The organism is Trichlorobacter lovleyi (genome assembly GCF_015239775.1).
In the GTDB taxonomy this organism is placed as follows: Bacteria; Desulfobacterota; Desulfuromonadia; order Geobacterales; family Pseudopelobacteraceae; genus Trichlorobacter; species Trichlorobacter lovleyi_B.
The window spans coordinates 3089075-3102424 of sequence record NZ_CP058409.1; the positions used below are offsets into that span (position 1 = coordinate 3089075).

The 13350-nt window shown below is 61.1% G+C and carries 11 protein-coding genes and 1 riboswitch; all 11 genes read left to right on the plus strand.

The annotated features are described in order from the left end of the window. Positions 1-27: 27 nt before the first annotated feature. The 11 genes from FY034_RS14290 (at position 28) to cobC (ending at position 13187) form a co-directional block, all read left to right on the plus strand. Positions 28-540 (plus strand): hypothetical protein, encoded by a 513-nt coding sequence (locus FY034_RS14290; RefSeq protein ID WP_265551707.1) that lies wholly within the window; start codon positions 28-30, stop codon positions 538-540. Positions 541-566: 26 nt separating this feature from the next. After that, entirely contained in the window at positions 567-1616 is a 1050-nt protein-coding gene (locus FY034_RS14295; RefSeq protein WP_265551709.1) for a homocysteine S-methyltransferase family protein, read from the plus strand. Between the two features lie 75 nt (positions 1617-1691). Then, positions 1692-3056 (plus strand): sigma-54-dependent transcriptional regulator, encoded by a 1365-nt coding sequence (locus tag FY034_RS14300; RefSeq protein WP_265551711.1) that lies wholly within the window; start codon positions 1692-1694, stop codon positions 3054-3056. A gap of 266 nt (positions 3057-3322) precedes the next feature. After that, positions 3323-4603, plus strand: a complete 1281-nt coding sequence (locus FY034_RS14305; RefSeq protein WP_265551713.1) for a TolC family protein — start codon at positions 3323-3325, stop codon at positions 4601-4603. A gap of 10 nt (positions 4604-4613) precedes the next feature. After that, positions 4614-5996, plus strand: coding sequence for an efflux RND transporter periplasmic adaptor subunit (locus tag FY034_RS14310; protein ID WP_265551715.1), 1383 nt, complete (start codon positions 4614-4616; stop codon positions 5994-5996). A 218-nt stretch (positions 5997-6214) separates the two neighbouring features. After that, positions 6215-9352 carry an efflux RND transporter permease subunit gene (locus tag FY034_RS14315; RefSeq protein WP_265551717.1) on the plus strand — a complete coding sequence of 1046 codons (3138 nt, stop codon included), beginning with the start codon at positions 6215-6217 and terminating at the stop codon, positions 9350-9352. A gap of 110 nt (positions 9353-9462) precedes the next feature. After that, positions 9463-9933 carry a hypothetical protein gene (locus FY034_RS14320; RefSeq protein WP_265551719.1) on the plus strand — a complete coding sequence of 157 codons (471 nt, stop codon included), beginning with the start codon at positions 9463-9465 and terminating at the stop codon, positions 9931-9933. A 43-nt stretch (positions 9934-9976) separates the two neighbouring features. Continuing rightward, positions 9977-10108, plus strand: a riboswitch (cobalamin riboswitch). A gap of 107 nt (positions 10109-10215) precedes the next feature. Next, positions 10216-10749 carry a bifunctional adenosylcobinamide kinase/adenosylcobinamide-phosphate guanylyltransferase gene (gene cobU / locus FY034_RS14325; protein WP_265551722.1) on the plus strand — a complete coding sequence of 178 codons (534 nt, stop codon included), beginning with the start codon at positions 10216-10218 and terminating at the stop codon, positions 10747-10749. Positions 10750-10765: 16 nt separating this feature from the next. Further along, complete coding sequence (gene cobT / locus FY034_RS14330; RefSeq protein WP_265551724.1) at positions 10766-11824, plus strand: nicotinate-nucleotide--dimethylbenzimidazole phosphoribosyltransferase; 1059 nt, start codon at positions 10766-10768, stop codon at positions 11822-11824. Positions 11825-11832: 8 nt separating this feature from the next. Then, positions 11833-12588 carry an adenosylcobinamide-GDP ribazoletransferase gene (gene cobS / locus FY034_RS14335; RefSeq protein WP_265551727.1) on the plus strand — a complete coding sequence of 252 codons (756 nt, stop codon included), beginning with the start codon at positions 11833-11835 and terminating at the stop codon, positions 12586-12588. Further along, positions 12585-13187, plus strand: a complete 603-nt coding sequence (gene cobC, locus FY034_RS14340) for an alpha-ribazole phosphatase (protein ID WP_012471115.1) — start codon at positions 12585-12587, stop codon at positions 13185-13187. The genes cobS and cobC overlap by 4 nt, the downstream gene beginning before the upstream one ends. The last annotated feature ends 163 nt before the right edge of the window (positions 13188-13350 follow it).

Genomic DNA, 13350 nt, shown 5'->3' on the forward strand with positions numbered 1-13350 from the left:
TTATTTCGCAACGCAAAAGGGACAAGCATGCGCATCAAGGTAACGGTTCCGGTTGATCTTACAACGTACCCGAAACTGACATTTAACGGGCTTTTCTACTTCATTGCCGACTCCTTGCGGGTCGAGCAGGTCAAAACCACGGTGTACGACGAACATCAGATCAACTTTTCAAACGGCCTTTTCCGCCTGTTTTGGGATTGGGCCCCCCTCTCCACGATCTATGGCGGGGAAATCCGTTTCCAGGCCGACACCGAACGCATTCTCGTCATCGGCCGCCTCAGCTTCCTTGATACGGTGCTCATGGCCTCTGTGCTGGTCGGCCTGCTGGCGTATTGCAACTACCGCATCTTCCTGCTTGGCCGGGATGACCTCGTTTTTTACCTGGTTGCCTGGCTCGGTATGATCGGCGGCATCATGATTGACTCAATAGCGCGCTGGCGGCGTTTTATCCGGCACTGCATCAGAGAGGCAGCCGACCGGGTCTACCTGACCAGAGCAGACCTGCTGGCAGCCAGGCCGGATGGGCAACCGGCATCATAGGGCTTGAAGTTGACCGGATCTGCGGTATGAGAGAGAGACAGCAGCCGCTGGATACAGCGCCACCGGGCAAGATCAGCAGAGACACGATCAATCCGGAAGTCAGGCAGGAGACGCCTTTACGTATGAACGATCAGAACTCTTTTCCGGAATTTTACGCCAATCTCCCCTGCATCCTTGGTGAGGGGGCGGTTATTGAACGGCTGCGGCGCGACGGCCAGGAACTTGATCCCTATCTTGTGAATTCGGCCTTTATCTATGAAGAGTCAAAACGCGCGGCACTGGAGACCATCTGCCGACAGTATCTGGATATTGGCTGTGGGTTTGACCTGCCGCTCCTGCTGTCCACTCCGACCTGGCGGGCAAGTCAGGAACGCATCGCTGCTGCCGGTTATGCCGGAGTAGATCTCAACGGCGATAATGTCAGGTTCCTGCGTGCCCTGCAGAAAACCTATGGACGGTACGGGGAGAAGGTTATCATCTGCGGGTTGATGAGCTGCCGCGGGGATGCCTATGCTCCCGGAGAGGCCTTGACCGCCGGCGAGGCAGAGCAGTTCCATGCCTGGCAGGCCGGAAAGCTGGCTGCAGCAGGGGTCGACTTCCTGCTCGCCTCCACACTGCCGGCCCTGGGTGAAGCCACCGGTCTCGCTTCTGCCCTTGCAGGCACCGGCAAGCCGTACGTCATCAGTTTTGTGGTGCGCCCTGAGGGGACCCTGTTGGATGGAACGCCACTCAAGGAGGCGTTGGCATCCATCGACGCCAGTGTGACTCCGCGCCCCTGGGCCTATATGATCAACTGCACCCATGCCTCCTTTGCCAGGTCGGCACTGACCCATGCAACCAACTCATCCGCCCTGGTCCGGCAACGCATCATCGGATTGCTGGCCAATACCGCAGCATATAGCCCCGAAGAACTTGACAACAGCAGCTGCCTGGTGGAGGAAGAGCCTGAACTTTTCGGCAGCTCTGTCGCAGCGTTACACCATGAATTGGGCCTGAAAATCCTGGGCGGCTGCTGCGGCACCGACGACCGGCATATCAGGTCGCTGGCCGCACAGTTGGCAAAAGGCGGCAGATAGCCGGATCTGACCAGTCAGCACGGGGCGGACAAGCAGTTGCGCTGTCCCCCGTTACGCAACACCGACAGGAACCCCATGCAACCAACCATCCTGATCATAGACGATGATGCCTCGCTGCGGCGGGTACTGGAGTACCAGCTGCAGGAAGCCGGTTACGAGGTGGCCACGGCTGCCTCGGGCGAGGAGGGGCTGACGCGCTTTGGTGAGCTTGCCCCGCAACTGGTGATCTGCGACATGCAGATGCCGGGCATGGACGGCATGCAGGTACTGAAAACCGTTAAGGAACGTTCACCGGAGACGCCGGTCATCATCATTACCGCCTTTGGCAGCGTGGATGTGGCGGTGCAGGCCATGAAACAGGGGGCCTACGACTACATCACCAAGCCGTTCAACCGCGACGAGCTGCACCTGACCGTGGCCCGGGCGCTGCACCTGACCACGCTGGCCCGTGAAAACCGCCGGTTGAAGGATGCCCTGGCAGGGGATGATGATTACCGCAGCATGGTGGGGGCCTCAGCGGCCATGGAGAAGGTCTACCAGGTGGTCCGCAAGGTGGCTGACAGCGATGCCAGCGTGCTGCTGAGCGGAGAATCCGGCACCGGCAAGGAACTGGTGGCGCGGGCCCTGCATGCCCGCAGCTCACGCCGCAGCGGCCCGTTTGTGGCAGTCAACTGCGCGGCCATTCCCCATGACCTGCTGGAAAGCGAACTGTTCGGCCACCTGAAAGGGGCCTTTACCGGCGCCATCAAGGACAAGCAAGGCAAATTCCAGCAGGCCGATGGTGGCACGATCTTCCTGGATGAGGTGGGGGAGCTGCCGCTGGAGCTGCAGCCCAAACTGTTGCGGGTGTTGCAGGAACGGGTGGTGACCCCGGTGGGCGGCAACCGCGAGCAGCGTCTGGATATCCGGGTAGTCGCTGCCACCAATCGCGATATTGAACAGGCCATCAGCGAGGGGCGCTTCCGTGAGGATCTCTACTACCGCCTGTCCGTTATCCCGCTGCACCTGCCGCCGCTGCGGCAGCGGCGTGAGGATATCCCGCTTTTGCTGCGGCATTTCTGCAGCAAGCACGGCGCTGACGAGGTGCACTTTGATGATGCAGCCCTGGTGATCCTGCAGCAGTATGCCTGGCCCGGCAATGTGCGTGAGCTTGAAAATCTGGTGGAACGCTTGCTAATCATGCGCAGCGGTGTCGAGATCACCAGTGCCGACCTGCCGGACAAGCTGAAGCAGCCGGCCAACGGTGTTGCTGCACATCCCGGCGTGATCAATCTGCCGGATGAGGGCTACCCCCTGGAGCAGCTGGAGCGGGAGGTGGTGGTGGAGGCCCTGGAGCGCAACCGCTGGAACCAGACCGCGGCTGCCAGGTTTCTGCAGATCCCCCGCCATACCTTGTTGTACCGCATGGAGAAGTACCAGATTACCCCGCCCAAACCTTAACCCTCCCCAGCCCTCCCTTCTCAGGGAGGGAGCAAACTGATCCGGCTTTCAAGCATCCCCCCTGACAAGGGGGGACTGAGGGGGGTTAGCGCCCCCTTCTGCTCTCTGTAGAATAACCTGCACCCCTCTGTAGACTATTCTGCAGTCCTGTTGCACAAACCATCCCACAAACAAATATATTCCAGCAATATCAGCATCTTAATGTCTTGGCATGATATCTGATTATAACCTCGTATCAACGCACTACACCATGATGCGAGGTTGCCATGAAAAGCGTGTTCACGATCCTGATAAGCCTTCTGCTGAGCAGCAGCATTGCCATCGCTGCAGAACAGGCATTGATCGAACCACTGCCCGGCCTGGTCGAAACCGCCCTGGCCAACAACCCTGAACTGAAATCATCACAGGCCCGCTGGCAGATGTACGTTGCCAAGGCCCGCCAGAGCTCTTCCTTTGAAGATCCGATGCTGATGTTCAAGCTGCAGAACCTGCTGGTGCGGGAGCCGTTCTCCCTTGGCGGCAAAGACCCCAATACCGCCAAGGTGGTCGGCATCAGCCAGCAGCTGCCGTTCTGGGGCAAGCGCAGCCTGCGGGAAGAGGTTGCCAGCCATGAGGCCGAGGCCTACCGCTTCAGCATTGAGGAGCGCAAGCTTGAGCTGAGGCGGATGGTCAAGGAGACCTACTACAAGCTGTATGCCGTGGACAACAGCCTGGCAATTGTGGCGAAGAACCTGCGGATCATGCAGGACTTCACCACCGTGGCCGAATCTCGCTACGCCGTGGGACAGGGGGCCCAGACCGACATCCTCAAGGCCGGCCTGGAACGTTCAAAGCTGCTGGATATGCAGATCAGCCTCCAGCAGCAGCGCAAGGGTCTGGAGGCCGGCCTGAACTACCTCTTGAGCCGCCCCACGGACACCCCGGTGGGACAGGTGACCGATTTTGAGCTGCCCCGTCTTACCCTTTCAGCTGCACAGCTCAAGGAGCTGGCGGAGCAGCAGCGCCCGCAGCTCAGGGTGCTGAACAGCCAGATCAACAAGAGCAGGGCGTCACACCAACTGGCCCGCAAGGAGCTCTGGCCCGACTTCAACCTCTCCGTTGAATATATGTTCCGCCAACCGGCCATGACAGATCCGGGCTATGACATGTTTACCGTGGGTCTGACCTTCAACCTGCCGATCCAGCGTGAACGCCGGGCCGCCATGATCGCCGAGTCAAACTCGGAAGCAACCATGTCCACAGAAGAGATACACAGCCTGAAAAACAACATCGACTACACCATCAACGACAGCCTCTCGCAACTGGAGCGCCGTCAAAGGCTGGTGGAACTGTACCAGGGCGGCATCATCCCCCAGGCCGAGCAGACCCTGGAGTCGTCCCTGATCAACTACCGGGTCGGCAAGGTGGATTTTCTGTCCGTGCTGGATAGCCGGGTCAGTCTGTTTAATTACGAACGTGAACTGTACGAGTCCAAGGCCGAGTACATGATGCAGCTGGCCCGGCTGGAAGCTGCCGTGGGCAGTGACCTGACAACAACGCAGAAGTGAGGGATGCACGATGAAACTGAACAAGAAGATTTATATTCCGATGACCATCCTGGCCCTGGCGGTTGTACTCGTCAGTTGGCTCGCCAAGTCGGGGAGGCTCGACAAGCTGCCTGGTTTTCACAAAGCCGACGGCCATAACCATCAGGAACAGGCCGGCAACCCGCTCTATACCTGCCCGATGCACCCCTTTATCATCCAGGACAAGCCGGGTAGCTGCCCGATCTGCGGCATGGAGCTGATCAAGAAGCTGAGTGATGCCCAGAACGTCGCGCAGACCCCGGAACAGCGGCAACAGGCCGAAAAACTGGGCCATATCGCCCTGTCCACCACCCAGCGGGTGATGGCCAATGTGGCGACCCAGGCCGCTGCCGTCCGGACCATCAGCAAAGAGATCTCCGCTGTTGGCGTTGTGCAGTACGACCAGTCCCGCCAGGCCAAGGTAACCGCCTGGATTGCCGGACGGATCGACCGGCTGCATGTGGATACGGTGGGGGCCTATGTTGCCAAGAACAGACCGGTGGCAGAGGTCTATTCGCCTGAACTGCTGGCTTCGCAGCAGGAATACCTGCTGGCGGTCAAGAGCCGGGAGCAGCTCAAGAACTCGCCGATCCCCTCGATAGCCCAGAACGGCGAGGGGCTGGTGGCCTCGGCCCGTCAGCGCCTGATGCTGTACGGGGTGAAAGAGAGCCAGATCGCCGAGCTGGAGCGGGCAGGCAAACCGAACATCCGCCTGCCGATCTACACCCCGCTCTCCGGGGTGGTGACCGAGAAGCTGGTGCAGCAGGGACAGTACGTGAATGTGGGCGATGCCCTGTTCAATATCGCCGATCTTTCCCGGGTCTGGATCGAGGTCGAGGTCTACGAGAGCGAGTTCCAGAACATCAAGATCGGCCAGACCGTGGAGATCGCCTCCCAGTCCTTTCCTGGCAAGCGCTTCAGCGGCCACGTTGCCTTTATCTACCCCTTCCTTGATCCCAAGACCCGCACAATCAGGGCGCGGGTAGAGATGCCCAACCCAGGGCTTAAGCTGAAGCCGGACATGTTTGTGAACGCCGTCATCAAGGTGGGCTTGAGCCCGGCCATTGTGGTGCCGGTCAGTGCGGTGATGGATTCCGGCAAGCGCCAGGTGGTCTGGATAGAGACACAAGCGGGCGTATTTGAGCCGCGTGAGGTCAAGGTGGGGCAGCGCAGCGACGACCAGATCCAGATCCTGTCCGGCATCAAGGCGGGCGACAAGGTGGCGGTCTCCGGTGCCTACCTGATCGATTCGGAATCGCAACTGCGGGGCGGCGTGCCGCAGGACCACAGCCAGCACAGCGCTGGCGGTCAGGCCGCACCGGCAGCGGCCAAGAAGAGTGACGGGCTGGATATGGATGACATGAAGATGAAATGAAACAGGTCTGCCGCTGGCCGGCATCTGGCTGCCAGAGTGAACGAATTTCCCTGAGGCGTTGTGACGCCCGGCGAAGTGCCGTAAAGGCGGCCGGACTGTTTGAACCCGCAGGGTGAGTTTACGGCCGCCGCGGAACAAGCCTTGGCGTCACAGCCGAGGGGAATCTGAGTGAACGATGAGCGGCCAGGGGCCGGCTCTCCACAAAGGATTGAACGACCATGATTGAGAAAATTATTGAATACAGTGCCCGCAACCGGATCGTCGTGTTGATGCTGTTCGGCCTGATCACCGCCTGGGGGATCTGGGCGGTCTACAAGACCCCGGTGGATGCCATCCCGGACCTTTCGGACAACCAGGTGATCGTCTTCACCGATTATCCCGGCCGTTCACCCCAGGTGGTGGAGGACCAGGTCACCTATCCGCTGGCCACCAACCTGCAGGGGCTGCCCCAGGTACGGGCGGTACGGGCCTCATCCGCCTTCGGCTTCTCCATGATCTATGTGATCTTTGAGGACAAGACCGACATCTACTGGGCCCGCACCAGGGTGCTGGAACGGCTGAACTACGCGGCTTCGCTGCTGCCTGCCGGTGTGGTGCCGACCCTGGGGCCGGACGGCACCGGCGTGGGGCATGTCTTCTGGTACACCATCGAGGGCAAGGGCTACGATCTGGAACAGTTGCGCACCCTGCAGGACTGGTTTGTGCGTTACCAGCTCAACACCGTGCCGGGGGTGGCTGAGGTGGCCTCCATCGGCGGCCTGGTGCGGGAATACCAGATCGACCTGGACCCGACCAAACTGCAGGCCTACAGCATCTCCAGCGCCAAGGTGATGGAGGCGCTTAAAGGCTCCAACAAGGATGTGGGGGGACGGCTGATCGAGCAGGCCGATGCCGAGTACCTGATCCGTGGCCAGGGGTATGTCAAATCGCTGGCCGATCTGGAGAATGTCGTGGTCGGCGCGGATATGCGCGGCACCCCGATCTATGTCAAGAACCTGGGTACGGTGCAGCTGGGCGGCGCCATCCGGCGCGGTATGCTGGACCTGAACGGCCAGGGCGAAGCGGTGGGCGGCATTGTGGTGATGCGCTACGGCGAGAACGCCAAGGATGTGATCGACCATGTCAAGGAGAAGATCGAGGCCCTCAAGAAGGGCCTGCCTCCCGGCGTGACCATCCAGGTGGCCTATGACCGCTCCGACCTGATCGAACGGGCCATCACCACCCTCAAGCATGCCCTGACCGAGGAATCGATCGTGGTGTCGCTGGTGATCCTGGCCTTCCTGCTGCATTTCCAGAGCTCATTGGTGATCGTGCTGACCCTGCCGATTGCGGTGCTGATCTCCTTCATCACCATGAAGCTGATGGGGGTCACCTCCAACATCATGTCCCTGGGCGGGATCGCCATTGCCATCGGCGTGCTGGTGGATGCCGGGGTGATCATGGTGGAGAACTGCTACCGCCGCCTGTCCGAGCTGTCCGAAGAGGAGCGCAAGGCGCAGCGCCTGGAGGTGGTTATTGCCAGCGCCAAACAGGTGGGCCGGGCGATCTTCTTCTCCCTGGCGATCATCGTGCTCTCCTTTGTGCCGGTCTTCCTGCTGGAGGGTCAGGAGGGCAAGCTGTTCCACCCGCTGGCCTTTACCAAGACCTTCTCGATGGTCGGCTCGGCCTTGATCGCCATCACCCTGGTGCCGGTGCTGATGTACTACTTCATGCGGGGCAAGATGCCGCGGGAGGAGTCCAACCCGGTTTCCACCTTCTTTATCCGGCTCTACTCGCCGGTGATCCGCTGGGTGCTGAAGTGGAAGAAGACCACCATTGCCCTTAATGTCGTTGCGCTCTTAGTGGCGGTGCCGCTCTTCATGCGGCTGGGCAGCGAATTCATGCCGCCTCTGGACGAGGGCTCGCTGCTCTACATGCCGGTGACCCTGCCCAACGTCTCGATCACCGAGGCCAAGCGGATCATCCAGGTGCAGGACAGCATCATCAAGAGCGTGCCTGAAGTGGAGTCGGTGCTCGGCAAGGTGGGACGGGCCGAGACCTCCACCGACCCGGCACCGGTCTCGATGTTCGAGTCGATCATCATCCTGAAGCCCAAGGGACAATGGCGTCCCGGCATCAAAAAGGCCGATATCGTGGCCGAGCTGGACAGCAAGCTGCAGCAGGTGGGGGTCCGCAACGGCTGGACCCAGCCGATCATCAACCGGATCAACATGCTCTCTACCGGTGTGCGGACCGACCTGGGGGTCAAGATCTTCGGCTCCGACCTGAACGTGCTGCGTGATCTGGCTATCCAGGCCGAGGGTATCCTGAAGCCGATCAAGGGTGCAGCCGATGTGGTGGCTGAGCGGGTCACCGGCGGCAACTACCTGGATATCGAGATTGACCGCGAGGCAGCGGCCCGTTACGGGGTCAGCGTGGATGAGATCCAGAACGTGATCAGCACCGCCCTGGGGGGTGAGATGCTGACCACCACCGTGGAAGGGCGTAACCGCTTCCCGGTCCGGCTGCGCTACCTGCGGGATTACCGCGACAATATCCCGGCCATCCGCCGCATCCTGGTTGGTGGCATGGGAGGCAGCCAGGTGCCGCTCTCGCTGGTGACCAGGCTGAAGGTCTCCACCGGCGCGCCGGAGATCAACAGTGAAGGCGGCCTGCTGCGTTCGATTGTCTTCCTGAACGTGCGGGGACGCGACATGGGCGGTTTTGTCAACGAGGCCAAACAGGTGCTGGATAAACAGCTCAAACTGCCCCCCGGCTACTACGTGGCCTGGTCAGGCCAGTGGGAGAACCAGGTGCGGGCCAAGGCACGTCTGCAACTGCTGGTACCGCTGGGGATGGTGATCATCTTTATCCTGCTCTACTTCACCTTCCACTCGGCCCTGGAGGCCAGCATGGTGATGCTCTCGGTGCCGTTCGCCCTGGTGGGCGGGGTCTACCTGGTGGCAGCCCTGGGGTACAACATGTCGGTGGCGGTCTGGGTCGGTTTCATCGCCCTCTACGGCATTGCCGTGGAGACCGGGGTGGTGATGGTGATCTACCTGCATGAGGCGCTGGACCGGCGCCTGGCCAAGGGACCGGTCACGGAACAGGATATCTATGACGCCACCTATGAAGGGGCCGTACTGCGGCTGCGGCCCAAGCTGATGACCGTGGCGGTGGCCCTGATCGGCCTGGTACCGATCATGTGGTCCAGCGGCACCGGCGCCGATGTGATGAAGCCGATTGCCGCACCGATGATCGGCGGCATGATCTCCTCGGCCGTGCATGTGCTGATCATGACCCCGGTGATCTTTGTATTGATGAAAAAGCGGGAAATGAAAAAAGGGACGTTGCAGTACTCCGGGATGAAGCACTGATTACACAAACCCCTCCCGGCCTCCCCGTGACAGGGGAGGAGCAGACCTGCACATCCCCCCTGACAAGGGGGGAATCGAGGGGGGTTATTTCCAACAAAAGGAGAAACACCATGAAGAAACTGGTACTCACACTTGCAGCAGTCCTGGCCCTGGCCGCTCCGGCAGCCTTTGCAGCCGAACATGGCGGTCATGCCGGACACGACATGGCAGGCATGGCCAAGATGGATGGCGTCGCCTATGAGGCGGTCATCGATGGCGTCAAGACCACCTTTTCCGTACAGACCATGAAGGAGGCGATGGCAGCGATGGGAATGAAGATGCCGGCCGGGGTCAAGGACACCCATCATATCTCGGTGGCCTTCAAGGATCCCAAAAGCGGCAAGGCACTGACCGGCGGCGAGGTCAAGGTCAAGCTGCTGAGCCCTGACAAATCAGAGCAGGTCAAGGATCTGATGGGGATGCACGGCCACTTTGGCGGCGATTTCGTGATGGCCCAGAAGGGAAAATACGGGGTCATGGCCAAGTTCAAACTGGCTGACGGTAAGATACGCAGCGCCAAGTTCTGGTACAGCGTCAACTAGGCTGACATCCTGTGGCGCCGGAAGCCAATTGACATTTATCCGGCCCGCTGTTACAAAAGCAGACTCTGTGCCAGACAAGGGGAAGAGGGTGCAACTCCCGCGCTGTCCCGCAACTGTAACCATCAGACCGGATCTGATGGGAGCCAGAACACCTTTCTGACACGCGCTTCAAGGAACCTCCGGGGAAAGAGGGACCGAAGCCGTGGTCTGTTCAACATGGTTTCCGTGCCCCTGTTCCTTTTTTGGGAACAGGGGTTTTTATTTTGACGGCAGGAGGCCCAGATGGCCAACAACACCCTGATCACCGGCGGTGCACGCAGCGGCAAGAGCCGCTTTGCCGAAGAGCTGACCCGCAGTTTCGGTCCGTCACTCTGCTATCTGGCCACGGCCCAGTCCCTGGACGGCGAGATGGATGAGCGGATCCATCGCCACCGCCTGCGGCGCGGCACCGCCTGGGAGACCCTTGAAGAACCGCTGATGATCCCCCAGACCCTGGCCCGGATCGACGGCATCTACAGCGCCATCCTGCTGGATTGTGTCACGCTCTGGCTCTCAAACCTGCTGTTGTCCTGCGACGAAAACGATCCCGGCTGCGAAGAACAGGTCTTGAGCCATGTCCACCGGCTGGCCGGCACCCTGCGGGGGATGTCCACCCCGGTGGTGCTGGTGACCAATGAAGTCGGCCAGGGCATTGTGCCGGAAAACCGGCTGGCGAGGATCTACCGCGACATTGCCGGGCAGGCCAACCAGCTGCTGGCCGCCAGCTGTGATGCCGTCTACGTCACGATCAGCGGCATCCCGCTGAAACTCAAATAACCTGAAGGACTCTTCCATGAACCTGCTAGAAACCACGCTTGCCCGGATCACCCCCCTTGACGCCGACCTGCTGCAACAGGCCCAGCTCCGGCTGGATAACAAGACAAAACCGCCGGGCTCACTGGGCCGACTGGAGGAATTTGCCCGCCGGGTGGTGGCCATCAGCGGTAAAACAGCCCCTGACCTCGCCAAAAAGGTGATCTTCACCTTTGCCGGTGACCACGGCGTGGTTGAGGAAGGGGTATCGGCCTTTCCCAAGGAGGTGACCCCCCAGATGGTGTTCAACTTTCTGCGCGGCGGGGCCGGGGTGAACGTGCTGGCCCGCCATGCCGGGGCCGAGGTGCGGGTGGTGGATGTGGGGGTTGATTTTGATTTTGAAGACTGCCCCGGCCTGCTGCATAAAAAGGTGGCCCGCGGCACCCGCAACCTGGCCAAAGGCCCGGCCATGACCCGCGACGAGGCCCTGGCTGCCCTGGCTGTCGGGATTGAGCTGGCTGAGCAGTGCAGCCGGGACGGGGTCGGCCTGGTGGGAACCGGCGAGATGGGGATCGGCAACACCACCCCCTCATCGGCCATTATCGCCGCCATTGGCGGCTTCTCGCCGGAACAGGTCACCCATCGCGGCACCGGTATCAACGACCAGGCCTTGCAGGTCAAGATCGCTGCCATCAAGAAAGGGCTTGAGCTGAACCGCCCGGATGCCGCAGATCCGCTGGATGTGCTGATCAAGGTGGGCGGACTGGAGATCGCCGCCATTGCCGGACTGGTGCTGGGCTGCGCCGCCAACCGGATTCCGGTGGTGGTGGACGGCTTTATCTCCACCGCCGGGGCGTTAATCGCCTCGGAACTGCACCCCCGGGTGCGGGAATACCTGTTTGCCGCCCACGAGTCGGTTGAGGTGGGACACCGCTTCATGCTGGAGCGGATCGGCGCCCGCCCCATGCTGGCCCTTGACCTGCGGCTCGGTGAAGGGACCGGCGCAGCCCTGGCCATGCACCTGATCGAGGCCGGGGTCAAGATCCTGCTGGAGATGGCCACCTTTGAACAGGCCGGTGTCACCGGGAAACAGGAGTAGGACCGGCGATGCGCCGCTTCCTGATCGCACTGCAGTTTCTGACCATTCTGCCGGTCCCCTCGCCCAAAAGCTGTGAGGCCGACGACCTGGGCCGCTCAACCGCCTGGTTTCCACTGGTGGGGCTCTGCATCGGCGGACTGCTGCTGCTGGCTGATCTGGCGCTGACCCCGCTCTTCCCCCGGCACCTGACCGATGCTCTGCTGGTGGCCCTGCTGGCCGGTATGACCGGTGCCCTGCATCTGGACGGTCTGGCCGACGTCTGCGACGGCCTGGCAGCCCGGGGCAGTAAAGAGCGTTTTCTGGCGATCATGAAGGACTCCCGCACGGGAGCGATCGGCGCGGTTGGCCTGATCCTGCTGCTGCTGCTCAAGTATGCGGCCCTGCTGGCGGTGCCGATCTACCTGAAACGGGCCACCCTGCTGCTGTTCCCGCTTCTGGGCCGCTTCACCCAGGTGCTGGTCATGACCGGCGCCCGGGCCGCCCGGAGCGATGGCCTGGGGCTCTGTTTCCTCTCCGGCATCACCGGCACCCAGTTCTCACTGGCAGCGGCCTGCACCATCCCGCTCTGCTGGCTGCTCGGCCACTCAGGCGGGGTTGTTGCCCTCGGCCTGACCGCGGTCTGGGGCCTTGCCGTCAGACGCTACTTCACCCGGCGTCTGGGCGGCATCAGCGGTGACATTGTCGGCTTCAGCAGTGAAATTGCCGAGCTGCTGGCCCTGCTTGCCGTTACCGCAACCACTACACTACTGACGAGGTACCTATGACCAGCATGACCCGCCTCTACCTGATCCGCCATGGTCAGGTGCAAGGCTTTGAACAGCGCCGCTACAACGGACACGCCGATGTTGCCCTGACCGACCTGGGGGTTGAACAGTACCATCTGCTGAAGGATCGACTGGCTGACAGCCATATCTCGGCCTGCTACTCCAGCGACCTGACCCGCTGCAAGATCGGCGCAAACATCATCTGTGAACAGTTCGGGATAGAGCCGGTCCACCGTTCAGAGCTGCGCGAACTGAATATCGGTATCTGGGAAAGCCTGACCTGGCAGGAGATCCAGAGCCGCTGGCCCAATGAATGGCAGGCCCGCCTGAACGACCTGGTCAACTACCGGGTGCCGGAGGGGGAAAACCTGCTGGATGTGGAGGCCAGGGCCATGCCGGTGGTACGTGAAATGCTGGAACGCCATCGTGGGCAGGAACTGCTGTTGGTGGGACACGGCGGTCTGAACCGGATCATCCTCTTGAATGCCATCGGGGCACCGCTGATCAACATGTTCAACATTGAGCAGAACTACGGCTGCCTGAATATCATCGACTACTATGCCGACGGCCGGGCAACGGTCAAGTTGCTGAACGGCTAATCAACGACGTACTCTCCTTCAAACAAACTATCCCCCGGCTTCACTCAACCGAAACCGGGGGATGTTTTGTTGGCACGCGCTCACGATTCCAATTACAGTTCAAGGATGATAGCACGGCGGCGAAGGGCTCGGCGACGCAGGCGTACCTGCAGTACGTCGAGAA

What these genes read in the sequence shown, in the direction of transcription:
- FY034_RS14290 (WP_265551707.1), top strand. Translation starts at nt 28, where the DNA reads ATGCGCATCAAGGTAACGGTTCCGGTTGATCTTACAACGTACCCGAAA.
- FY034_RS14295 (WP_265551709.1), top strand. Translation starts at nt 567, where the DNA reads ATGAGAGAGAGACAGCAGCCGCTGGATACAGCGCCACCGGGCAAGATC.
- FY034_RS14300 (WP_265551711.1), top strand. Translation starts at nt 1,692, where the DNA reads ATGCAACCAACCATCCTGATCATAGACGATGATGCCTCGCTGCGGCGG.
- FY034_RS14305 (WP_265551713.1), top strand. Translation starts at nt 3,323, where the DNA reads ATGAAAAGCGTGTTCACGATCCTGATAAGCCTTCTGCTGAGCAGCAGC.
- FY034_RS14310 (WP_265551715.1), top strand. Translation starts at nt 4,614, where the DNA reads ATGAAACTGAACAAGAAGATTTATATTCCGATGACCATCCTGGCCCTG.
- FY034_RS14315 (WP_265551717.1), top strand. Translation starts at nt 6,215, where the DNA reads ATGATTGAGAAAATTATTGAATACAGTGCCCGCAACCGGATCGTCGTG.
- FY034_RS14320 (WP_265551719.1), top strand. Translation starts at nt 9,463, where the DNA reads ATGAAGAAACTGGTACTCACACTTGCAGCAGTCCTGGCCCTGGCCGCT.
- cobU (WP_265551722.1), top strand. Translation starts at nt 10,216, where the DNA reads ATGGCCAACAACACCCTGATCACCGGCGGTGCACGCAGCGGCAAGAGC.
- cobT (WP_265551724.1), top strand. Translation starts at nt 10,766, where the DNA reads ATGAACCTGCTAGAAACCACGCTTGCCCGGATCACCCCCCTTGACGCC.
- cobS (WP_265551727.1), top strand. Translation starts at nt 11,833, where the DNA reads ATGCGCCGCTTCCTGATCGCACTGCAGTTTCTGACCATTCTGCCGGTC.
- cobC (WP_012471115.1), top strand. Translation starts at nt 12,585, where the DNA reads ATGACCAGCATGACCCGCCTCTACCTGATCCGCCATGGTCAGGTGCAA.